The organism is Aeromonas sp. ASNIH1, assembly GCF_002934285.1.
GTDB lineage: Bacteria > Pseudomonadota > Gammaproteobacteria > Enterobacterales > Aeromonadaceae > Aeromonas > Aeromonas caviae.
Map to the genome: position 1 here is coordinate 2,833,594 of NZ_CP026228.1, position 20,486 is coordinate 2,854,079.

23 protein-coding genes are annotated in these 20,486 nt (G+C 60.8%); 7 read left to right on the forward strand and 16 right to left on the reverse strand.

The features are described 5' to 3' along the window. Window positions 1-93: 93 nt before the first annotated feature. Window positions 94-663 carry an integrase arm-type DNA-binding domain-containing protein gene (locus C2U37_RS13915; RefSeq protein ID WP_199770448.1) on the reverse strand — a complete coding sequence of 190 codons (570 nt, stop codon included), beginning with the start codon at window positions 661-663 and terminating at the stop codon, window positions 94-96. A gap of 461 nt (window positions 664-1,124) precedes the next feature. Between C2U37_RS13915 and C2U37_RS13920 the strand changes: the two genes are divergently transcribed. From C2U37_RS13920 to C2U37_RS13940, 4 genes are all read left to right on the forward strand, one after another. Beyond that, window positions 1,125-1,337: a helix-turn-helix transcriptional regulator gene (locus C2U37_RS13920; RefSeq protein ID WP_101529379.1), complete on the forward strand. Its 213-nt coding sequence runs from the start codon at window positions 1,125-1,127 to the stop codon at window positions 1,335-1,337. A 35-nt stretch (window positions 1,338-1,372) separates the two neighbouring features. Beyond that, complete coding sequence (locus C2U37_RS13930) at window positions 1,373-2,293, forward strand: hypothetical protein (protein ID WP_199770449.1); 921 nt, start codon at window positions 1,373-1,375, stop codon at window positions 2,291-2,293. Between the two features lie 939 nt (window positions 2,294-3,232). Next, window positions 3,233-3,871 (forward strand): DNA-binding protein, encoded by a 639-nt coding sequence (locus C2U37_RS13935; RefSeq protein ID WP_104452492.1) that lies wholly within the window; start codon window positions 3,233-3,235, stop codon window positions 3,869-3,871. Beyond that, window positions 3,871-4,092, forward strand: coding sequence for a hypothetical protein (locus C2U37_RS13940; protein ID WP_101529378.1), 222 nt, complete (start codon window positions 3,871-3,873; stop codon window positions 4,090-4,092). The genes C2U37_RS13935 and C2U37_RS13940 overlap by 1 nt, the downstream gene beginning before the upstream one ends. Before the next feature lie 2 nt (window positions 4,093-4,094). Here C2U37_RS13940 and C2U37_RS13945 read toward each other — a convergent pair whose 3' ends face one another. The 9 genes from C2U37_RS13945 to traD all read right to left on the reverse strand — a co-directional run bounded on the left by C2U37_RS13945 (window position 4,095) and on the right by traD (window position 11,054). After that, on the reverse strand, window positions 4,095-4,364 hold the full coding sequence (locus C2U37_RS13945) for a hypothetical protein (protein ID WP_124135596.1): 270 nt from the start codon (window positions 4,362-4,364) through the stop codon (window positions 4,095-4,097). A gap of 59 nt (window positions 4,365-4,423) precedes the next feature. Next, window positions 4,424-5,545, reverse strand: a complete 1,122-nt coding sequence (locus C2U37_RS13950; protein ID WP_233768391.1) for a M23 family metallopeptidase — start codon at window positions 5,543-5,545, stop codon at window positions 4,424-4,426. Between the two features lie 2 nt (window positions 5,546-5,547). Then, window positions 5,548-6,075 carry a hypothetical protein gene (locus tag C2U37_RS13955; RefSeq protein WP_101529376.1) on the reverse strand — a complete coding sequence of 176 codons (528 nt, stop codon included), beginning with the start codon at window positions 6,073-6,075 and terminating at the stop codon, window positions 5,548-5,550. Then, window positions 6,068-6,256, reverse strand: a complete 189-nt coding sequence (locus C2U37_RS13960) for a hypothetical protein (RefSeq protein WP_025297694.1) — start codon at window positions 6,254-6,256, stop codon at window positions 6,068-6,070. Before C2U37_RS13960 ends, C2U37_RS13955 begins: the two co-directional genes overlap by 8 nt. Next, complete coding sequence (locus C2U37_RS13965) at window positions 6,243-6,482, reverse strand: hypothetical protein (RefSeq protein WP_025297695.1); 240 nt, start codon at window positions 6,480-6,482, stop codon at window positions 6,243-6,245. The genes C2U37_RS13960 and C2U37_RS13965 overlap by 14 nt, the downstream gene beginning before the upstream one ends. Next, window positions 6,482-7,087, reverse strand: coding sequence for a hypothetical protein (locus C2U37_RS13970; protein WP_101529375.1), 606 nt, complete (start codon window positions 7,085-7,087; stop codon window positions 6,482-6,484). The genes C2U37_RS13965 and C2U37_RS13970 overlap by 1 nt, the downstream gene beginning before the upstream one ends. A gap of 125 nt (window positions 7,088-7,212) precedes the next feature. After that, on the reverse strand, window positions 7,213-7,737 hold the full coding sequence (locus tag C2U37_RS13975) for a hypothetical protein (RefSeq protein WP_101529374.1): 525 nt from the start codon (window positions 7,735-7,737) through the stop codon (window positions 7,213-7,215). Further along, a complete protein-coding gene (locus C2U37_RS13980) occupies window positions 7,734-10,580 on the reverse strand; it encodes a DotA/TraY family protein (protein ID WP_101529373.1) in 2,847 nt (948 codons plus the stop codon). Before C2U37_RS13980 ends, C2U37_RS13975 begins: the two co-directional genes overlap by 4 nt. Continuing rightward, entirely contained in the window at window positions 10,581-11,054 is a 474-nt protein-coding gene (gene traD, locus C2U37_RS13985; protein WP_158656252.1) for a conjugal transfer protein TraD, read from the reverse strand. Window positions 11,055-11,558: 504 nt separating this feature from the next. Between traD and mobQ the strand changes: the two genes are divergently transcribed. The 3 genes from mobQ (at window position 11,559) to C2U37_RS14000 (ending at window position 14,464) form a co-directional block, all read left to right on the forward strand. After that, on the forward strand, window positions 11,559-12,782 hold the full coding sequence (gene mobQ / locus C2U37_RS13990) for a MobQ family relaxase (RefSeq protein ID WP_101529371.1): 1,224 nt from the start codon (window positions 11,559-11,561) through the stop codon (window positions 12,780-12,782). 224 nt (window positions 12,783-13,006) lie between these two features. Then, the gene (locus C2U37_RS13995; RefSeq protein WP_101529370.1) at window positions 13,007-13,342 is read left to right on the forward strand and encodes a hypothetical protein; all 336 of its coding nucleotides are present in this window, start codon (window positions 13,007-13,009) and stop codon (window positions 13,340-13,342) included. A gap of 87 nt (window positions 13,343-13,429) precedes the next feature. Next, window positions 13,430-14,464 (forward strand): NotI family restriction endonuclease, encoded by a 1,035-nt coding sequence (locus C2U37_RS14000; protein WP_101529369.1) that lies wholly within the window; start codon window positions 13,430-13,432, stop codon window positions 14,462-14,464. Here the strand turns inward: C2U37_RS14000 and C2U37_RS14005 are convergent, their stop codons facing one another. The 6 genes from C2U37_RS14005 to ychF form a co-directional block, all read right to left on the reverse strand. Next, a complete protein-coding gene (locus tag C2U37_RS14005; protein ID WP_199770450.1) occupies window positions 14,465-15,832 on the reverse strand; it encodes a DNA cytosine methyltransferase in 1,368 nt (455 codons plus the stop codon). A gap of 87 nt (window positions 15,833-15,919) precedes the next feature. Continuing rightward, the gene (locus C2U37_RS14010) at window positions 15,920-16,471 is read right to left on the reverse strand and encodes a tyrosine-type DNA invertase (RefSeq protein WP_101529367.1); all 552 of its coding nucleotides are present in this window, start codon (window positions 16,469-16,471) and stop codon (window positions 15,920-15,922) included. An 85-nt stretch (window positions 16,472-16,556) separates the two neighbouring features. Continuing rightward, on the reverse strand, window positions 16,557-17,135 hold the full coding sequence (locus tag C2U37_RS14015; protein ID WP_101529366.1) for a hypothetical protein: 579 nt from the start codon (window positions 17,133-17,135) through the stop codon (window positions 16,557-16,559). A 72-nt stretch (window positions 17,136-17,207) separates the two neighbouring features. Beyond that, complete coding sequence (locus C2U37_RS14020; RefSeq protein WP_101529365.1) at window positions 17,208-17,912, reverse strand: hypothetical protein; 705 nt, start codon at window positions 17,910-17,912, stop codon at window positions 17,208-17,210. Next, the gene (locus C2U37_RS14025; protein ID WP_233768392.1) at window positions 17,899-19,152 is read right to left on the reverse strand and encodes a tyrosine-type recombinase/integrase; all 1,254 of its coding nucleotides are present in this window, start codon (window positions 19,150-19,152) and stop codon (window positions 17,899-17,901) included. The genes C2U37_RS14020 and C2U37_RS14025 overlap by 14 nt, the downstream gene beginning before the upstream one ends. Before the next feature lie 155 nt (window positions 19,153-19,307). Continuing rightward, window positions 19,308-20,399 carry a redox-regulated ATPase YchF gene (ychF, locus tag C2U37_RS14030; RefSeq protein ID WP_010673843.1) on the reverse strand — a complete coding sequence of 364 codons (1,092 nt, stop codon included), beginning with the start codon at window positions 20,397-20,399 and terminating at the stop codon, window positions 19,308-19,310. Window positions 20,400-20,486: the final 87 nt, after the last annotated feature.

Sequence of the window (20,486 nt, forward strand, 5' to 3'; positions counted from 1 at the left end):
TGATTCCGGTGAATGTGAACAGTGATTCCGGGATGTTGAACACTGTTTCCGGAAAGGAGGAGCAAAGTGTTCAGGTTGAGCCGGAATGAGCGTTCACATTGGTCCGGAAATGGTGTTCACGTTGAACCGGAATCGGTGTTCATGATCGGCCGGAATATGCACTTCTAAGATCGGGCGGATTTCCTTGGGACCGATCTCGGTGATCGGGAGCGTGTCGAGCTTGGGGGACAGGTACTTTCTGATCCGTGATTCCTTCGACCGATAGGAGCCGGGGGTGTAGTCGGGCTTCACCTTGGCCAGATAGGCTGCTGACACCTTGGCGAAGGACAACTCCTGAGCCAGTGCCTCTGCATGCTTTCGCGCTGCTGCGGCTTTGATGTTCCGCTGCCGTTCATCTTTCCGGTGCTGAGAGGGATTGATTCCTTGCTTGACGAGTTCGCGGGCTGCATCTCGGGCCGCTCTGGCTTCAGCAAGGCTTACTTCGGGGTAGGAGCCAATGGCAAAAAGGTTCTCTTTCCCGTCGAGTCGGAACTTCCAGCGCCAGAGCTTGCTACCCGTCTTTTCGACGGAGAGAAAAAGCCCGCCGCCATCGCCGAGTTTGTATCGGTTGGCTGCGGGCTTGGCTGTCCTGATCTTGGCGTCAGAGAGAAGGTCTTTGGGCATCTGGGTATCCTGCTAGCGAGTGGGATACCCCCACTCATAACATCACATACCCCGAATCCTACCCCATGTTTTTCTGGAATTCCATGAACTCTACTGAACCACCATGAGCAATATGGCATTTCTCAATCCCTTGTGCAGCCTGGGAAAATCATGGGCTGCGGCTTGTTGATTGTTCACCATGGTTCAGTGAGGTTTAGGCGGATAAGTCAGACGTTAAACAGGAAGTTTGGCTGAAAAGCATTTGTAGAAGCGGCATCCACCTTGTTTTCTCTAATCTTGTAGTCACTTCTATATACACTTTGGCCGCTGCTACCCGGAACGAGGCCCGCGTATCGCTTGCCTGTCCCGCATCGCCGCCTTCGGATTTTTTGCTGCAAAAATTCTCTTCTGGGAATCCGTGACCTAGACCGGCCCGCCGTCCGAGACTGCCTGCATTCAGTCGAAATGCAGGAGTGAAGACGATGAAGATTTTACGCAAGAAGGCAGTCTGCGAGAAGCTGGGCGACATCAATGAGACGACTCTCTGGCGCATCTCGCGTGGTGATCCGTCATTTCCTGTATCCATCCAACTCAACAAACGAGTCGTTGGCTGGCTTGAACACGAGCTTGATGCGTGGCTCGAACAGAAGGCCGCTGCCGCCCGCGCTGCCAACAATAACGTTGTCTATCCCTGATCGCCGCGATCCCGTAGGTCAAGGTTCAGGGTTCGATGATGCGCAGCTTGGGCAACTTGCTGGATGCTGGCGTGGCAGAAGCCACGGCCAAGCGCGATCCGCTGGCGTGGATCAAGCAGAAAGCTGCCGAGGTAGCAGAGCAGGCAGAGCAGCGGGCAGCAAATGAACCCCGCCAGATGTTCTTGCCCGGCTTCGATATTGGAGCCTTTCCAAACCATTTGAACAGATCAAGCCTCATTGCTCCCATCGCACGAGGGAAACGCAAATTCCATCGGCAAGCTGTGATGGTGACGCGGCGGGATTGCGTGCTGGAGTACACCGGGGAGCAACTGGACGAAGCAGACGGCGACCTCATCATGGCATTGATCGCTTTCGCTCAACCGTTTCCGCTAGGTACACCTGTGCCGCTGAACCGCAAGGAGCTGTTGAGAAAGATCAAACCGGGCAGTATTGGCAGCACCCAATACGATTGGCTCTATCGGAGCATGAAGCGACTGCGCGAAGGCATCTTGTTCCTTGAGGCACGCAAGCGAGACGGTTCAACCCGCTACACCGTGGGCAAGATGGAGTCCTTCAATGTCCTGAAAAGTCTCAACTACGACGGTGGGAGCGAGACGTACACCTACATTCTTGACCCTCGCTGGGTAGTGATGTTTGGCAACCGGGAATACAGTCTGATCGACTGGGACAAGCGGATGCAGATCGGGCGCGGGCTGGACATGGCCAAGACCTTGCAACGGCTGATCGCCACCAGCGCCGACCCGGTTCAACGGTACGGGCTGGACAGACTCAAAACGCAGATGGAATACGCTAGCCCCATGCGCAAGTTCAAGGAGTCGCTAACCTCTGCCTGCGCCGAATTGGAGCGACTGGAGATCATCACGACACACAAGATCGAAGAAAGCACACGGGGCAAGCCGCAGCTTGCTTTATGGCTCCAAGAAGCAGTGGCATAGCGTTCCGCCCTCAGTGGCATAGCGTTCCGTTTCGGTGGCATAGCATTCCGCTTTAGTGGCATAGCATTCCATCAAGGTGCTACAACCGTTTGATTTATAAGTATAAAAACGGCGTTTTTCCGCTTCTACCTTTCTTCTACCCTTCTTCTACCAGCAGAGCACTGTGGATAACTCGCAAGCGAGTTCCCCACAGTCTTCGCTCCCTCCGGTCGCTGCGCGTCAGCCCGTGGATAACGGCGAGCCGTTACCCACCGGCCTCCTTACGGCTACTCGTCATTCAAAGAATGACAGGGGCTACTTGGCGTCGGCTGTTTTCAAATATGCCTCCGGCGGCCCTGCCGGGAGCCACTCGCCGCCGTGAGGCTCGGGGAGCAGGGGTGGCGGGCTTCGCCCTTCGTCCCTGCCCCCACTCGCTCAGGCTGTCCGCTACGGTTCAGCGTCAAGGGGCCGTGTCCTCGCCCTTTGGGCTGCGGGCCGCACCAACCCCTTGACCCTGCCCCTTCGCTGAAACACCTCAGAAAAGCCCGTAAACGCACGATATGGCGTTTTTTGGTGAAAGCCATGCCTACCCCACTGCCTGCGCAGAATTGATTGTTGTGGGTCGTTTACGGCTGTTTCCCAGTGGAGCCGGTCGGCAAGGCGGGAATGCGCAGCTTTCCGCGCTTGTCGGCTGGCCGACAACGAGCGCAGCGAGGCGTCAGCAAGTAGCCCATCCAGCATTTGAAAAATGCGAGTAGCCCCAGCAAGGGAGCCGGTGGGCATACCTGCGCACCCGCCATCGGCGGGCCGTCCATAGCCTTGCGCTGTGGGCGGGCAGGTTGTCCACGGGCTGACGCGCAGCGACCGGAGGGAGCGAAGGCTGTTCCACCTTGGCCTTCCCTTATCGTTACGTTATCATAACGTAACACGTTACGATGTTACGATAAAAAGGAGGGAGCCATGCAGCAGGTCGTCACTCAACAAGCGGTTGATGCAGCCGCTGACGCCATCGTCGCCGCAGGTGGCAAACCCACCTTCCGGCTGATCCAGCAGCGGGTCGGCGGATCATTCACCACACTCAAGCCGATGCTGGCCGACTGGGAAGCACGGCGCGAGAAAGGCGAAGAAACTGCCGTGGAAGTGCCTGATGCCCTGCTGGTACGCGGCGCAGACCTCGTGCGCAGCATCTACGCCGAGGTAGCCCAGCAGGCGCGGGTGGAATCCGAGGCTGTGCGCAAGGATGCCGAAGCCCGCGTGAGCACGATGAAGGCCGAACTGGCCGAAGCAACCGAGGAAATCGTCCGGCTGGAGGCGCAGGACGCCGTCCGCACCGATGAACTTGTCGGGCAACGAGAGGCGAACCGGGCGCTGGAATTGAAGGTTAGCCGTCTGGAAGAGCGTGCCGAGCACGCAACGCGCATGGAGGCCGAACTGCGGGAAGCCCGTGCTGCTCTTGCCAAGGCTGAGCAGCAGGTGATCGACCTGCAAGGCCAGCTTGCCAAGGCTGGCGATGTCCAGCAGCAACTTGCCAGTCTCGAAGCGCGGCTGGCAGTGGCTGGCGTTGCGCCGAAGGCTGTCAGGAAAAGCAGGAGCGAGTGATGCCGACCGCCGCCGAATATCAGAAGCTCGCTGACGAATTGCGCCAGTTGGGCGCGGTGTTCACTCAGGCTATCAATCTGGGCGATCAGGAACTTGCATTGTGGGCAGCCGGGGCGCTGTCGAGTGCTGCCGCCCAGCCAGCTTGGTGGGCGCGTGAGGCTGCCGACAACGAAGCGGCGGCTGTTGCTGCCGCCGCCATCGAGAAAGCCCGGCTGGAGTAGGCTTACCGCCCCTCCATAACAGCCTGTTCGATCCGCATCTGGAGCATCGAGATGTACGCCAGCAGCGTGATTTTCTCGACGAGATCAAACTGGTCGCAGCAGATAACCAGTTCCTCGCGGCGGTATTCCCTCTGCCGTCGGCAACTGGACGGAATCAGCACAATCCGAGGCTCCGGCCTGCGCTTTCTGGGCGCGAAGGGTAGCATTTCCAGAATCACGCCGGGGCACGAGCGCATCGCCTGGACAAACCTCTGCCGTTCTTCCTTCTCCATGCAGAAACGCTCCATTACGTCAGGGTGTAGAAACACAAACATGTTGCCTCCCTCTTCCGCTACTGGATGTTGCGCGACACACCGCCGCGTTGCGCCCGATCATGTGCTGCGGCAGTCTGCTTGCGCAGCCGCTCAGTCTTCTGTGACGTGTAGATAGCTAGCAGGGCTTCGACGCGCTCCTTTTTCCGATAGATCGCTTCGGCCATGTAGTTGCTGACGCCTACTGCGCGGTTGTAGTCAACCCAGAGCGCACGGCTCGATACCTTGGTGATGTTGTTGTTCCATTCGGCGTCGCTGAACCGACGCCCCGCCTCTGTCAGTAGCATTTCGTGAGTGGACATCGTGTCGTAACCACCAATCGGCGCGGTCGGCAGCGTGCCGTAGCCATCCTTGTCAGACAGCCACTCGGCGGGAGACTTGCCCTCGGCAGCGGCCAGCGCCGCGTCCGCATTCGCCGCCGCGACTTGTGCTGGCTCGAACTTGACGTTCGGGGCCACGCCGCCCGGAGGGACGCTACCAAACAGGATCGCGTGCTGTTCCTTGGTGTCCTTGCCCAGAATCGGGTAGTGCTGCGGGTTGCCGTCTTGGATCGGGAAAGTCGCGCAGAAATACGGGGCTGGGTCGGTCTTCCAGCCGATCCCCTGTTGCTGGTTGAAGGCGGACGGGAGTTGGCCGGGGTTGAAGGTGCCTTTCGATGCGCTCTGAGTGAAAGCCTTGGCGCGGGCCTCATCTTTCTGAGCGGTGCCGTAGGTGAAGTGCAGGTGCTTCACCATCGCGTCGCTGGGTGTGTTGCCGGACAGGCCGATGTACTGCCCGGCTTTGACCTCCATCCCCTGTTTCAAGCCGGTGGCAAAGCCGCTCATGTGGTAGTACGCCACCACGTCGCCATTGCTGCGCTCGATGAGGATCGCGTTGCCTGCCGAGCGCCGGTTGCCGATGAAGGTGATCTTGCCGTCCGTGGTGGCGTACAGGGGCTGCGATGCGCCGCTGGTCGAGAAGTCCAGACCATCGTGCATGTGCGGCTTCTGGTTGGCGCTACCGAAGTTCCCTGCACCGCCGCCCCGGAATTTGCCGAAGCGCCCGGAGACGGTCTGTTTCTCGGTGGGCGGCACCATGCAGGTGTCGGCCAGTGCCGGAGTCACGGCCACCAGTGCAGCCAAAGCAAGTAGCTTGTTGCGCATGGTCATGGCTCCCGGTACTCGTTTTCGTGGGCGGCGTAGCTGCCGTCAATGGTGCAGGTCAGTTGCACCGATACCGGCCCGAAGGGCTGATCGGCCATCAGGCCACCCATCGGGGTTTTGCGGTTGGGGAAGCTCTTGCCCTTGTTCAGCTTGGCAGCCTTGGCGACCTCGGCCAACGTCTTGCCTCGGATGTGCGAGGTGTAGCCGTGGCCCAGTTCGCCGCTGCCGTCATCGACCCAGACCTCAATCTCGGCCACAGGCAGGCCGAATACCTTGAACCCGCTGGGCGGTGTCAGCCGGTAGTGCTGTTCCTCGCCTGCCAGTTTGCGTGGCAGCAGGGCGCGGGTGGCTGGATGGTCGGGCAGGTCTTCGCGGCATTCCAGCGCCGCTTGCAGCATCGGGCCAGCCACGGCCCAGAGTGCTGCGTTGGGTGCGGCTGGCTCGTTGTCGAGCAGCGGGACGGGCATCTGGGCGCAGACGATGCTCGACAACGCCGCCGCAGCAATTGTGATGAAGTGCTTGCTACGCATGGGCATGGCTCCTGATGTCGCTGTTGTGCTGTGCCCTGATGCGCATGGGCTTGGTGGGCTTGGGGGCAGGCTGCTGCTTGGCCTGCCGGTCGAGCCACAGCTCGACCAGCTCGCCGATGGCCTGATCGTGCTCGCGCAGCCACGAGACACGCAGTACGAGATAGCTGTCAGCGGTTTTCATGGGCGGGCCTCACTAGGTAGCGGTAAACGAGCCAAACAAGCGGTGTCAGGTAGAGGATGGGGACAGCTATGGCGAGGCTGATCGTTCCGAGCTGGGTAGCGGGTGGGCCATTCATCAGCGCATCGCGCTCGACGAACAAGGCGAGACATGTCCCGAGTACGCAGCAGATGTTGGTGACACGCTCGCGGCCAAGGCGAAGTAGGAGGGAGTGGATCATCTGGGCCATCACTGAATCCCCCGAATCCAGAGCATGTCGCGGACGTAGCGGCCAAACGCGCCTTCAACGAACAGCGTGCCGGAGCGCACTTGCCACGCCCGATAGCTCCAGCGGATTGCATGGACAGAGAACGGCAGGCACATGCACAGCACGCTCAGGACAACCATCATTGGAGCGCCTATAGCCAGTTGCCATGCGGCCATCAAAAAGACGAGGGCGACCACCACCCAATAGGCGCGGGACTTGCGCAGATGGCTGGTGATGAGCTTGTCGCGCTCAGGGTCGCCGAGAAACGCCAGTCGCTGCTTGCCGCGTGTCTCCGATCGCGCCTGCACGATGTGGCGAATCTCTGCCGGGTCTTGCGGGGCCAGTACGCCGAACCCACATTTGGCGGAGCACACCCACGGATAAAGCGCCTTTTCGTCGGGTTGAGCGTCGGCGGGCAGGTGCATGACGCCACGACCGCACTCGGGGCATTGTGGGTGACGCAGCGTGCGCCACAGGTCGCGGATGTAGCCGTTGTTGGCCTTGAGTTGTCGCCAGCCGAGGATCGAAAGCGGCATCTCGACGAACGTGAATTTGGCTGCGCGTTTCGCGCCGTTCTTGAGGTTCATACGAAATCCCTCCGGGTGTGTTTGCGGCGTTTTCGCTTGGCCAGCACGGTGTCAGCGACAGCCAGCAGGATGGCCAGCACGGTAGCGTCGGGGATCAGGGAATGGGTCAGCATCTGCGGCTCTCCTTATGGACTGGGGGATTGATCTGCGTTCGCTGCCTTCTTGGCGTGGTGGAGGACTTGATCCCACCACCCTTGAAGCTGGTCAGCGGTTGGGCGGGCGCGTGAGCGCAGGACGCTGTTTTCCTGCGGCATCGAGTCGATCCAGCCCTTGTCTTTCATGTACTCTGCACGTTTGGCGTAATCGAGGATCATCCGAGTGCGCATGTCCTGCGGTGCGTGCTGTAGCACGTCCATTGCGCTATCGAGGGCGCACAGCACGCTGTAGAAAGCGTTGTGCCATTTGCGGGTTTGCTGGCCTGCATGGCGTACCTGCTCCAGCAGTTCATCGCGGGCGCGGATGGCCTCGTCACGCTCAGCAGTCAGCCGATCAACGAGCGGTTCCCACTGATCTTTTATCTGTGCATTCCACTGGGCTACCGCATCGTTCCAGCCGTGATCGTGGCCTGTCGCGTGTCCCTGTTCGTATCCACGTCGAAGCCCGATGACGTGGCCGGTGGCCTCAGCGTTGTAGTCGTACTGGTAGCTCATGCCGGTTGTCCTCCGTTTGCGGTGGTCTCTCCGTGGTTGATGACGCTTGAGGCGTCAGCAGTCGGCGGGGTGTAGCTGTAGCGGCTGTCATACTCGGTATTGATGGCCCCGGAGCCGTTGTCATCGTCCGCCGAAAACCCGCTGATAACGCCTGCGCTGCCAAGGGCCAGCACGGCATTGCCGGTGCCCTTGTCGGCGCTGCTTTTGCTGCGCGGCGCGGTGTCCTTCACTTCGATGAAGTCGGCGTCGGTAATGTCATTGCTGGCCCAGCGGCTGCCGACAACGCCTTGCGATCCCGTATTGACCGAACTGGAGACGCTGCTGCTGCTGCTGCGAGCCGGGCCGCTGGCCGCTGCTGTGCTGGTCGATGCGGACGTGGGCGGGGTGTCGTGCTGCTGGGGTGCCACGCCTTGGCTGTTGGCATTGAGCAGGCGGGGATGGTTGCCGCCGCTGCTGCGGCCACCACCGCCGCCGCCCGTGGGGCCGCTTGGCCCGCTGAGACTGCCTGCGCCTCCAGAGTCGCCGTTCAGGCGGTTGCTGCCACCTGCGCCGCCCTTGCCCGGTGGGGTAGCCCCGCCCTGTAACGCACTGGGGCCGTACATTGCTGCGTTACTACGCATCTGCTCAGTAGCTTGGGTTTCGCCCATCGAGCTGATACCAGCGCCGATCCAGCGCAGCACGGTGTCCGGCAAGCTCTGCGACAGCCCGAAGATCATGTACATCACGGGCAGCAGCACGAAGCCATAGACGATGAGCCAGTTCTTCCACTGCAAAAATTCAATGAACCAACCCAGCGATTCCGCCGACGTGACGTTGGCGTGATACATCGCCCAGAACGCTTTGCTGATGTACCCAACCACCGGATTGGCTACCATCATCGCGGCGAACAGGCCGGTGATGATGAGCGCCGGACGGATGAAGAGCGACAGCAGGAGCAGATAGCCTTGCGTCTGACTTCCGACGAAGGTGCGGTCAGGCGTCATGTGCATGACCGCCCACAGGGGCGCGGCAATGATCGACTGGAGCACTGCCATCAACCAGCCAACAAACGCGATCATGAAAATCGTGTACGGCAGGCTCGGCAGGAACACGCCGAAGTAGAAAGCCAGTCGGCCCAGCCACGTTGTGACTTCGGCCAGTGGGGTCAAGAAGTTGTAAATGACCCAATTCAGGAAGGTGTCGGCCAGCGGGGTGGCATCGACCTTATTGCCCATGAAACTGACGCTGCCCACCGCTGCTGCTGCGGCTTTCAGACCGGACAGCGAGGTGTGGATCAGCCGGTCGGCGGCAAAACCCGTCGATTGCAGCAGCGCGAGCACATCGCCCGTGGTTTTGATGCGGGCAATGGCGTCCACGTCGCCATCGGTGCCGATCATGGTGCTGGTCACGCGCTCCATGCCCCACTGCACAAAACCGCTCATGAAGCTGTCACCCCGGCTGCCCAATGTGTCGATGCTGAGATCGTCGAGGGACGATGGGATCAGGTTCGACTTGAGATCGGCAGCCCGAGGAGTGTCGGGCGTGGTGTAGCTTCCCCCGATCAGTGACTTGCTGATGATGGTGTTGTAGACGGTGGTGTAGCTGTTGGCCGCAAGAGAGGAATGCGGCCCTTGCGGCAGGGTGTTGAGGTTCGGTGCGGTGGCCTGTGCGACGTTCTCGGCATAGATGCGGCCCAGCTCTTCCTTGATGCCGCCGAGGCGCTGATAGAAGCCGCCTGCCATTGCCCAGCCATCCTTGGTGATGTCGCTGACGTACTTCTGCATGATCTGTTGCAGCGTGGTGTCGGCTGCAATCTGAGCCGTCAGGCTTGCGGTCAGGGTGCTTTGTGCTTGATTGACGATCTGGTTGAAACGGTCGCTCGTGACATTCTCCCAGCCGGATTCGTTGATGGTCGCGGGCCATTCGCCAACCCACTGCTCGATGTCTGCCATCACCTTGTTGACAGCGGTCGCCTTTGCGTTCAGTGCGGCGACACGGATTGCCGACATGGCCGTGGCGTTATCTTGAATCTTGGCCGGGTCGAAGATGGATGCCGCTGAGGTGGTGGTTTCAGCGGCGATAGCAGCCGGAGCCGAATAGCTATAGACCTTGACCGAGCCGCAAAGCGGGACGCCACCGCCCAAGTTGGTGACGGTGTTGCGATCCTTGGCCTGATAGATCATCGCCTTCTTGCTGCCGCCTTCGGCAATGCTCTGGTCAGGTGTTCCGGCTGCGCTGACGTTCGGCGTGCCGCCGCCGAAATCGGCGAACGAGGCGTTCACGGTGCGCTTGCACCATGCGACAGCCAGGTATTCCTGCGCAAACTGGCGGATGTCGTAGAGCGGATAGTTCGGGTTCGGCTTTGCGCCGCTTCCGAGTCCCATCTGGGCGCTGGTCGCAGTCAGTGCGCCGTTGATGATCCCGTTCTCTGTGCCGATCTTGAACAGGGTGTTGGCGAAGCCCACTCCCCACAAGGCAAACATCATCACGATGAGCTGGATGAAGCTGTATCCGCTGGTGGTCGGCAGCAGCACACTGCCGCCCGAAACGATCCGCACGGGCGTCCAGAGTGACGACCAGTTGCGGCCCATCGCTTCGCCCTCGTTGGCCGTGTTGGTTACGCCCATGACGGCGACGTAGCTGACGATCAAGCTGGCGACAACCAGCAGGCCGGAATTAAAGACCGAGAAGATCGAGGCCATCACGCTAACGCTGGCATCAACAGCGTCAGGGCTTGCTCCTTGAGTCAGCTTCTCGACGACCGGCCCGAAGATCCACTGAAGGATTCCGACCGATACGTCGGTACATGACCCTGCTGCTGGATCGCAGGGCGAGAACGGCATTGATGGATCGGCGGCAGCCATTTAGTGCGCTCCTTCCTGATAGCGGGATTCCTCGACAGACGCGGCTGCCGAGTCGAACTCCACGTCCTCGTCATCGTCGTCGTCCGTGGGCTTGCGCCGCTTGCGAGCGGCAGCACGCTCGGCCAGCACCTGATCGCCACGGTGCTTGTACTTCTCGAATACCGCGCTGGGCCATGTGCCGTCGCGATCACGCTGTTCCGCCGCTTCCAGCATCAGACCCAGTACGAAACCGGGATCGGCTTCCAGTAGCCCGGCAATCTGCGCCAGACCGCCCACCGCATACTTGCGCTGGTTGATGTAGGTTCGCCTTGCGGCCTTCTGCGCCCGGCGCTGAGCCTCTTTCAGCTCTTCAAGCCGCTTTTTCTGCCGAGCCACCGTGGCTGCCAGCGCAGCTATTTCCCGCTCACGCTGTTCTGCTAGTTCGTTGGCTGGGCGGCGTCCCCGTCCTCGCTTCTGTTCCTCTTCCTGCTGCACGTTCGTTCTGCTCCATGTGGCATGTCTCAGATCGAACTATCAGTTAGCAATAGAGTTGCGTCAAGGTGTGCAAGCAATGAGGAAATATGGCCTATTCTCCATGTAAGACGATGATCGAATCACTGCAATTGCAGGCGACAAAAGCGCCTATAGCCCAATAATCACAGGGACTATAGTCCATTAAAGGCTACAAATTATTTTTGATGCTCGTCGCTTGCGAGCAACTGCGGACGTGCCGCCATCGAGATTTCAACTTGCGGAAATGCCGCCAATAAATACTATTTTTTGAGGACAAAAACGCGCCTTGTCGGTATCATCTCCGTGTGTCTCGTGCGCCTCGCGTGAGGCCAAGATGGTGGCGGTTTTCATCTGTTGCGCCTGCCGCAACAGCGCAGTTACGCATCGCTACGCGACGCCTGCGCAATGGGCTGTGCCCCTTGACCCCCTTCAAGCTGCTTTCAATAGGGGAGACGGTGACAACAGGTTTTCAATGGAGGTGGCGGCATGTACCGGCTGGAGCTGAACTACATATCCCGCGACGGCGGCAAGAAGGGCAAGCAGCGGGATGCCGCCAAGCAAGGCCACGGCTTTTCGGCCACAGCCGCCGCTGCCTACCGCAGTGGCGGCATCGTCACGGACTACCGCGCGGGCGAAGTGCATGACTACACGCGCAAGCGCAGGATCGGTCACACGGAAATCGTTGTGCCGCCCGGTGCGCCGTCCTGGGCCAGCCACCGCGAAGCACTATGGAATGCAGTAGAGGTGGCGGAGGCACGAAAGGATGCGCGGCTGGCACATGAGTTCATCGTGGCACTGCCGCATGGACTCACGAAAGAGCAGGAAATCGAGATGGTGCGCGACCTTGCCCAAAGCGTGGCCGACCGGCATGGCCTGCCTGTGGACTTCGCAATCCACGGTGATGATCCGAAGACGTGGGATGGCTCTTTGAAGGGCCTTGTCGGTAGCCACGCGCATCTTCTGATGCCGACACGTGAACTGACGCCAGAGGGCTTCTCGAAGGTCAAAGGACGTGAGTTCACTGACCGGAAACTTGGGCCGCAAACACTCCGATATTGGCGCGAGCAATGGGCGTTGATCGGCAACAAGCATCTGGAGCTAGCGGGACTGGATGAGCGGTGGGATCACCGCACGCTGTCAGTGCAGCGCGAAGATGCACTGGAACGGGGAGACATGGCCTCTGCCGAAGAGCTTGATCGGGTGCCCGGCGTTCACATCGGCGCTGCGGCCACCGCTTTGGAGCGCCAAGGGATCGACACCTACTGGGGCAACTTGAACCGGATCATCCTCGCCCAGAATGCGGAGCGCAGGCTGGGGCACGAGCGCAAGCGCATTGAAGAGTCGATGGCCGCGCTAGAGCGCCGTCTGGCGGAACTGAGAGCTGCACAGGAGGCTGATGCCAATCAGTCAGAGCATAGTAATGATGATCCTCGCTGGGCAGCATTTGAACGCACCTTCATGCACGCCGCCCAGTTTGAGCATGGCCTGAGCTTGACTGGGTTGGCGGCTCCTTTGGCCGGACTCAAAGCCCGCTTCACCGCCTACATGGACACCGCTGCGGAGCAAGGCATGACGCCAGAAATGTTCGCTCAAGCCTGCGCAAAAGGCATGGCCGAACAGGAGCGCCGGGCTATGCAGGAAGAGGCGGCGAGAGATACCGATCCCCAACCGCCACAAGAGAACTCCCCCGATGCTGCTCCGGCCCCATGATGCGGTCGGCGATGGTGGCAACAGTGTGGAAAGACGGTGGTGGCATGGTGTCAATAACAACGGCAACAAGGTGGTGACATGGTGGAACGATGGTGGCGGGATATTGGTAAGACGGTGGCGACACTGTGGCGGCTGTGTGTGCGCATGGTGGTAATAGCGTGGCACTTCACCACAATGCAGCCACATTCCCGCCACCACCCTTTGCCGAAAAGGAAGGGGTGCGCATGAGAATCTGGGCGTTTGATGAGAACCGGGCCGACTTTGTAGAGGCGTCGCCGGAGCGGATGACCGCTGATCCGACCGGGTGCTACATCATCCGACGCGGCGATAATGTGCTCGTCTGCGAACACGGCCAGGAACGGCCCATGCCTGAGCGGCTGACCGTGGCTGGGATGACATTCGACCGAGAGCAGTTCGAGGGTGCCCATCTCCCGTCTTTGCGGGCTGAAATGAAGCGGGACGGCCAATGGGCGCGGTCACAGTTGCAGGCCCGTGACCGTGGCGAAGTCAGTCTGCCGCTGGAGTTGCCGATCTGGGTGACGAAAGGGGAGGCAGATTAAACAACCGCCAACTGAAGCTGGTGGTTGTTTATTCCCATATGGTTTTCTGCTCGGCCGGAATTGTCCAATGTGGTAACTTGCGGGGCTATGGCAAGAAAACCAAAAGACCTTACGCCAAGATTCGGAATCGGGGAGTGGTACGGGTACAACCTGACCCAGCTCTCGGGCGCAGAGCGGCAGCAGCTCGCAGCCGAAACCCTGAAACCGAAGAAAGAGCGGACACCACAACTCTGCCCCTTCCAAGCCCGCAAGCAAGGCGCGGTTTGCTCGAAGGATGGCGGGGTGTGCTCGCTGCGGCTGTATTCGTATGCCCCCCACCCGGAAACGGGCCGGGCGATGGGCCTTCCCGTGGAAGGCAAGCAAGGCGACCTGCGGGCCACCTGTCCCTACCGCTTCCACGAGGAACTGGACGTGTTCAAGTGGGTGGGCGAAACCATCCTCGGCGACCCTGACCCGCTGCTCGTCGGTGAAGTCGGCTTCCTCGAAGCCGGGGCCACCACGGACAACGAAGGCGGCGATGACGTGGGCCGGATCGACATGGTGCTGGTCAGCACCAAGACCCAGCAGGGCGCACCGATGGCATGGGCGGCGCTTGAGATTCAGGCCGTCTATTTCTCGGGCAACGCCATGAAGGGCGAATTCGAGGCGTTCAACGACGCGGCCGTGGATTGGGTGGTGTTCCCGGCAGGCCGCCGCCGCCCGGACTACCGCAGCAGCGGGCCGAAGCGGCTGATGCCTCAACTCCAGATCAAGGTGCCGACGCTCCGGCGCTGGGGCAAGAAGATGGCCGTGGTCGTGGATCGCGCCTTCTTCGATTCCATCGGCGAAATGGACAACGTGCCCGACATCTCGAATGCCGACATCGCGTGGTTCATCGTCCGGTTCGAGGAAGTGGAAGGCCAGAACCGCACCCGCATCGTGCGCGATGAAGTCCGCTACACGACGCTGGAGCGTTCGGTCGAAGGGCTGACGGGCGGCAAGCCTGTGCCGCTGCCGACCTTCGAGGGCCGCATCAACGAAAAGCTGTTCCTGCCGATGACCCAAGGGGCCGTGGCGGGCTTGCTCACCTTCGATGACGCGGAGCCGCCCGCCGCCGATGAAGGCGAGGGCGGCGAAGCGTAATCAAGCCACTTGCGCGGCGCGGGCCTTCGTCCGCGCTGCCTTGACGGGCTTCTCTGCGGCGGTCTCGGTCTGCTGCGCTTCCAGATGGGACTGGAGCTGAACCGCGATGGCCTTTGCCATCAGCACCGGCACGGCGTTGCCGACCTGCTCATACTGCGACACACGGGAGCCGACAAACTTGTACGTGTCCGGGAACGACTGGAAGCGTGCCGCCTCGCGGACAGTCAGCGTCCGGTCTTGATCCGGCAGGAACACGGTTCCCCAATGCGGGTCGCACTTGGTCAGCATCGTTCCTGACAGCCCATCATTGCGCAGACGGCCGTAGCGTTTGGTGTGGTCGGTCTTGCGGGCACGCTGCATCCCCTTGGGCAGCAGCTCATGCGGGATGTCGCGCCACGATCCGCCCGGCTTCACATGCTTCATGCGCTCGGCGTTCTGCTTCGAGAGCTTGGCGGCATAGTGGTTGTAGGTCACTTCCGTTCCATTGCGCATCATCTGCGCATAGGGGCTGTGGGGATCGGTCGTGTAGCCGATCACCTCGGCCCCTTCGCCCATTTCGAGGCGCGGCAGGTCGCCGATAGCCTCGCCAACGGTCACACACGGCAGCAGGCGTTCGCGGTCGGTGTCGGTAAGCTGAAAGGTCATCGTGCCGCCGCCCCGGAAGTTGGCCCGGCCGGATGCGTAATGCGTCGGCTCCGGGTGCGGCACCTCGGCGAAGCGCGAACCCAGCAGGATCAGACGCCACCGCTCCTGTGGCACGCCGTAGTGGGCCGCAAACAGAATCTTGGCCGTGACGTGGTAGCCCAGCCCGGTGAAGATTTTGACGATCTGGCGGAACACCTTGCCGTCACCCAGCGACATCAGGCCCGGCACGTTCTCGAATAGAAACGTCTTGGGGCGGAACTCTTCCAGAAACCGCTCGTAGTGCGTGAACAGCTTGTTGCGCGGGTCATTGAGGAAGCGTTCGGGCGCGTTGATCGAGAAGCCTTGGCACGGCGGGCCGCCCACAAGCACGTCCAGTTCGCCCGGCTCCAAGCCCAGCTTGGCCCGGATTTCGGCGGGATCGGCCTCCTCGATCGGGCGGCAGTCCGCGATGGCCTCGGGGTGGTTGAGCTTGAATGTCTCGATGGCCTCGGGCATCACGTCGTTGCCGTACAGGCTCACATAGCCCGCCTGCCGGAAGCCCTCAGTGATTCCGCCCGCACCACAGAACAGGTCGATGGTGCGCAGGGGAGCGCCTTTCTTTGCCTTGCCGGTGGCCCGCTTCACAGCGGCCGGCTTCTTCGTCTTGGGGGCCGTGCCGCCCATGCCAGCGTCTGCGTATGTCGCGCTGCGTGCCTCAATTGCCATATCATGCTCACTAGCCATGACTCTACTCCATGCAGTAGGGTTGTTGGTCAGGCGTCGCCGGGGCCGCAATCCCCGGCAGCGCCGCTTTCTTCTTCACTGCGGCGGTCATCGCCACAGCCTCTCAAACCGCGCCGGATTCGACGCCGTGTATTGCACGGTGTGCTGGATGTTCCGGTGCCCCAAGTAGTCCTGAATCAACCGCGTATCCGCCCCTTGATTAGCCAGCTCGTAGCCGCAGGCGTGCCGCAGCATGTGCGGGTGGGCGGCCAGCGGCAGGCCCGCTTTCTCGCCATAGCGGCGGATCGCATCCCATGCCGTGCGCCGGTTCAGCGGGTTGCGCCGCTCGGACACGAAAAAGGCGTCGCAGTCGTCCGGCTTCATGCGCCCGCGCTCGGCCAGCCATGCCTTGATGGCCCGCAGCTCGTCGGTGCGCAGCGGGTGGGTGGTGGATAGCCCCTTTTTCAGCCGGGACACATGCAGCACCCGGCTTTCGACATCGACCTGGGAGAGCTGCATTCCGCACGCCTCGGACACCCGCAGGCCATGCCGGAACATCAGCAGCAGCAGGCAGCGGTCGCGGGCCTCGTGGCGGCTTCCCTTGGTGGCAGCAATCAGGCGCTCGACTTCGTTCTGCGTCAGGTGTTTCCGTTCGGTCATCGTTTTGTCCAATGTTGGGGGCAAAACAAGCGGCGCAAACCCGCGCCGTATATGGGAAGCATATCACCGAATTGGACAAAAGGATTCATTTTGTCCGATCTCCCCGCGCTATCGCTTTCCGTGGCCGGTCAGGAATGAAATCCGGCAGTGCCGCCATCCGTTCAGCCATTTCTTCCTGCTCGGCAGCCAGCATCGGATCATCGTAGGGGCTAGCAAGGAGATCATCCGGCGTCGGCGTCTCACTCTTCGACGGACGCCCGCGTGCTCGAACCGGCCTTGGGTGCCCGGCCTTCTCAAGCACTTTTGCCAGCACGTCCAGCGCATCCCAAATCCGTCCGGGCTGGACTGGCTCCACTCCGGCAACCAGTGCTTTTGCCGCCCATCCCATGTGTTCGGCGACGTGCAGCAGATGATGTTTCTGAGTAAGTTCGGCAAGCTGCCGGTCTCTCTCCGCAGCCCACTCCCTGAATTCTTCGCGCTCGGTGTCGGTCAGGATGGCGTCAATGTCAGGCGGCAGAGCCGTTGCCCAGCGATCTACCGTGCCGATGATGACCTGCTTGGAGCGCCGTTTTTCTGGGTCATAGGCGTAGCGCAGCAGAGAAACGGACTTGCCCGGCTTGGGGTGCCCGTCCTTTCCCTTGTAGGTCTGTACCCGAATTTGCATGAACCTTGCTTACCTTATCTGCTAATTTTCAAGATGATAAGGCGGTTTTGTCGATCAGCGGAAGCCCTTTGGTTACTCCACCAGTTTGATGCCGTTGAACTCAGGGGCTTCACGCAGAAATAGTCGGAAGTTCTCAGCATCCCCCGCCGTTACTGATATTTTTCCCTCTGAAAACACGGCCTTCTCTTGGCTTGGATCGGTCAGCATCTGAAAGCCCAGCTTGATGATGGCGGCGGTTGTGCCCCAGTTCAGTTTCGTTGCACCGGCTTCCAGCATGGCGAACATCACGCAGCGCATAGCCGTCGTTACGTTGCACTCATCTACATCCCAGTCATTGCGCGTACTGAACGGGATTCCGAACATGGAAAGTGTGTTGGCCAGCCCTTTTGCCGTCTGCCGTTTCCGCAGCCGCATGATGTCCGCCTGTTCGCCCTTGATGACGCGGGCCAGAGCATCAGCATCGTGGGCCAGTTCCTCCAAGGCAAGCAGACGGGTTGAGAGCGGGATGGTCTGGCTGTAGTTGAAGTCCAAACTGGCTGCATCCTTCGGGTCGAGGCCGTCAAGCGCAGCCCGCAGCCGACGGGCATCGGATGCAGCCTTTTCAAGCGCCCGGATGCGCGATGTATCGGGTGGGGTATCGGTGATGCTCCAACCGTTCGCCAACAGCCGAAAAAGCCGCTTTTTGTGGTCATGAGGGAGCTTCCTGACCGACTCGCAGCGCAGGATGTCCTTCACAAGCGCGAAGCGGAACTGACGCCGTTCATCAGCCTTTGCCATTGAGCGCCTCCCGCTTCCAGAGTTCGAGCTTGTCTGCCCACGCCTGCATCATGCCCCGACGCTCTTCGAGGTAGGTGGCATGGTTGTAGGTGCGGCGCACTGAGTTGGGTTCCGCATGGGCAAGCTGCGCCTCAATGGCATCCGGGCGATAGCCCATCTCGTTCAGGCGGGTGCTGCCTGTGGTTCTGGTGCCGTGCGGGCTGTAGGTGCCGCTCCAGCCCAGCACCTTGAGCGCCTGCCGGATCGAATGCGCCGACATCGGCCTGTTGCGGTCATCCCTGCCGGGAAAGATGTGCGTCCTGTCACCGCTGATGGCGTGCAGGCGGCGCAGCATCTCCACTGCCTGAGTCGGTAGCGGCACCACATGCTCTCGGCGAGCTTTCATGCGTCGGGCAGGGATCGTCCAAAGGGCGGCATCAAGGTCGAATTCGGCCCACTCCGCCTCTGCCGCTTCGCTCGGGCGTGCCAGTGTCCACCACATCAATTGGATGCAGAAGTTCACCTGATAGCCGCAACGGTGGTTGTCGAAGTCGTTGAGCAGCTTGCCGATCTGCGCGGTGGTCAGTGCGGTTTTGTGCTGCGTCTTGTTGGCAGGTAGCGCCTTGCGGACGGGCCAGACAGGATCGTTGTCAGCCCGCAGGGTGGCAACCGCCAACTCGAAGATGCCGGACATGGTGCGCTTGGCTTCGGCGGCGACGGTCGGCGCACCGCGTTTGACAGTTTTGGTGAGGATGTCGAGGACGTGTGCAGGGGTGATGTCGCGCACCGGGAGCTTGCCGATGCTGGGGAAGACGACCCGCTCAAGCATGTCCAAACGGCGCTTCTTGGTAACGTCCTCCCAATCCCGCAAGGCCAGCCACTCTTTGGCGACCGTCTCGAAGGTATTGGTGGAGTCTTCCTCGCGTTTGAGGCGCTCAAGTTGCCGGTTCTGAACGGGATTGATGCCTTGCTTGACCAGCTTTCGCGCTTCCTCGCTCTTGTCCCGAGCTTGGGCAAGGCTCACTGCTGGGTAGTCGCCCAGCGCAAACCACGACCCCTTGCCACCCAGCTTGAATCGGTAGCGCCAAGCCTTCACACCATTGGGCTTCACTTCGAGGTAGAGGCCGCGAAGATCATTCAGACGGTAGAGCTGCTCCTTCGGTTTGGCAGCACGGCAGTGGGCATCTGTAAGCACGGTGTCACGGGATCGGCAATGAGGAACGATAGAAGGATCATATACACCTTCTGCTACTTCGTCCAATCTTCATATACACCTGCATAGTCACTTTGCGCAGGAAAGGCCGAGCAATCCCATGCAATCAAATGAAAAGAAAAACCCCGGAGTTTCCGGGGTTCTAGCGTTGTTTCAAGGCTCCAAAGCAATCTTGTGAAATGCTGTGAAATGGCTTATTTGACTCAGACGTTGAACAGGAAGTTCATGATATCGCCATCCTTGACGATGTAGTCTTTCCCTTCCGCGCGCATCTTGCCTGCTTCCTTGGCGCCTTGCTCACCCTTGTAGGTGATAAAGTCGTCGAAGGCGATGGTCTGGGCGCGAATAAAGCCTTTTTCGAAGTCGGTGTGGATCTTGCCAGCGGCCTGCGGGGCGGTGGCGCCTACCGGAATGGTCCAGGCGCGCACTTCTTTCACACCGGCGGTGAAGTAGGTCTGCAACTTGAGCAGCTCGTATCCGGAGCGGATCACCCGGTTCAGGCCCGGCTCCTCGATGCCCAGATCCGCCATGAACTCGGCGCGGTCTTCGTCGTCCAGCTCGGCGATGTCCGCCTCGATGGCGCAGCAGACGACCACGACAACGGCGTTCTCGGCGGCGGCTATCTCACGGACCTGATCCAGGTAGGGGTTGTTCTCGAAGCCATCTTCCGCCACGTTGGCGATGTACATGGTGGGTTTCAGGGTCAGGAAATTGAGGTGGCTGACGGCGTCCAGCTCATCCTTGTCCAGCTTCATGCCGCGGATCATCTGGCCGTTTTCTAGGGCAACCTTGATCTTCTCCAGCACTTCCACTTCCAGCTTGGCATCCTTGTCGCCGCCCTTGGCACGCTTGGACTGGCGATTGATGGCGCGCTCGCAGGCATCCAGGTCGGAGAGGGCCAGCTCGGTGTTGATCACCTCGATGTCGTCGGCCGGGGAGACCTTGCCCGCCACGTGGACGATGTTCTCGTCCTCGAAGCAGCGCACCACGTGACCGATGGCTTCGGTTTCACGGATGTTGGCCAGGAACTGGTTGCCAAGGCCTTCGCCCTTGGAGGCACCGGCCACCAGGCCGGCGATGTCCACGAACTCCATGGTGGTCGGCACGACACGCTGCGGATTGATGATGGCCGCCAGCTGGTCGAGGCGGGGATCCGGCATGGGGACCACACCCGTGTTCGGCTCAATGGTGCAGAACGGGAAGTTGGCGGCTTCGATGCCGGCCTTGGTCAGCGCATTGAACAGGGTGGATTTGCCTACATTGGGCAGGCCCACGATACCGCATTTAAAACCCATGGATTGTTACCTTGTTGATGGATGCTTCAAGGGGCCGCGCGGGCGGCCCGTGTCGTGTTGCTTGACCCCGAGGCGAGGGATCTCGCC

Bases quoted from the DNA above. Each gene is read 5' to 3' on its own strand.
- C2U37_RS13920 (WP_101529379.1), top strand. From the start codon at position 1,125: ATGAAGATTTTACGCAAGAAGGCAGTCTGCGAGAAGCTGGGCGACATC.
- C2U37_RS13945 (WP_124135596.1), bottom strand. From the start codon at position 4,364: ATGGAGAAGGAAGAACGGCAGAGGTTTGTCCAGGCGATGCGCTCGTGC.
- C2U37_RS13930 (WP_199770449.1), top strand. From the start codon at position 1,373: ATGATGCGCAGCTTGGGCAACTTGCTGGATGCTGGCGTGGCAGAAGCC.
- C2U37_RS13935 (WP_104452492.1), top strand. From the start codon at position 3,233: ATGCAGCAGGTCGTCACTCAACAAGCGGTTGATGCAGCCGCTGACGCC.
- C2U37_RS13975 (WP_101529374.1), bottom strand. From the start codon at position 7,737: ATGAGCTACCAGTACGACTACAACGCTGAGGCCACCGGCCACGTCATC.
- C2U37_RS13995 (WP_101529370.1), top strand. From the start codon at position 13,007: ATGAGAATCTGGGCGTTTGATGAGAACCGGGCCGACTTTGTAGAGGCG.
- C2U37_RS13915 (WP_199770448.1), bottom strand. From the start codon at position 663: ATGCCCAAAGACCTTCTCTCTGACGCCAAGATCAGGACAGCCAAGCCC.
- C2U37_RS14010 (WP_101529367.1), bottom strand. From the start codon at position 16,471: ATGACCGAACGGAAACACCTGACGCAGAACGAAGTCGAGCGCCTGATT.
- C2U37_RS13960 (WP_025297694.1), bottom strand. From the start codon at position 6,256: ATGAAAACCGCTGACAGCTATCTCGTACTGCGTGTCTCGTGGCTGCGC.
- C2U37_RS13965 (WP_025297695.1), bottom strand. From the start codon at position 6,482: ATGGCCCAGATGATCCACTCCCTCCTACTTCGCCTTGGCCGCGAGCGT.
- C2U37_RS14000 (WP_101529369.1), top strand. From the start codon at position 13,430: ATGGCAAGAAAACCAAAAGACCTTACGCCAAGATTCGGAATCGGGGAG.
- ychF (WP_010673843.1), bottom strand. From the start codon at position 20,399: ATGGGTTTTAAATGCGGTATCGTGGGCCTGCCCAATGTAGGCAAATCC.
- C2U37_RS13980 (WP_101529373.1), bottom strand. From the start codon at position 10,580: ATGGCTGCCGCCGATCCATCAATGCCGTTCTCGCCCTGCGATCCAGCA.
- mobQ (WP_101529371.1), top strand. From the start codon at position 11,559: ATGTACCGGCTGGAGCTGAACTACATATCCCGCGACGGCGGCAAGAAG.
- C2U37_RS14020 (WP_101529365.1), bottom strand. From the start codon at position 17,912: ATGGCAAAGGCTGATGAACGGCGTCAGTTCCGCTTCGCGCTTGTGAAG.
- C2U37_RS14015 (WP_101529366.1), bottom strand. From the start codon at position 17,135: ATGCAAATTCGGGTACAGACCTACAAGGGAAAGGACGGGCACCCCAAG.
- C2U37_RS13940 (WP_101529378.1), top strand. From the start codon at position 3,871: ATGCCGACCGCCGCCGAATATCAGAAGCTCGCTGACGAATTGCGCCAG.
- C2U37_RS14005 (WP_199770450.1), bottom strand. From the start codon at position 15,832: ATGGCTAGTGAGCATGATATGGCAATTGAGGCACGCAGCGCGACATAC.
- C2U37_RS13950 (WP_233768391.1), bottom strand. From the start codon at position 5,545: ATGCGCAACAAGCTACTTGCTTTGGCTGCACTGGTGGCCGTGACTCCG.
- C2U37_RS13955 (WP_101529376.1), bottom strand. From the start codon at position 6,075: ATGCGTAGCAAGCACTTCATCACAATTGCTGCGGCGGCGTTGTCGAGC.
- C2U37_RS13970 (WP_101529375.1), bottom strand. From the start codon at position 7,087: ATGAACCTCAAGAACGGCGCGAAACGCGCAGCCAAATTCACGTTCGTC.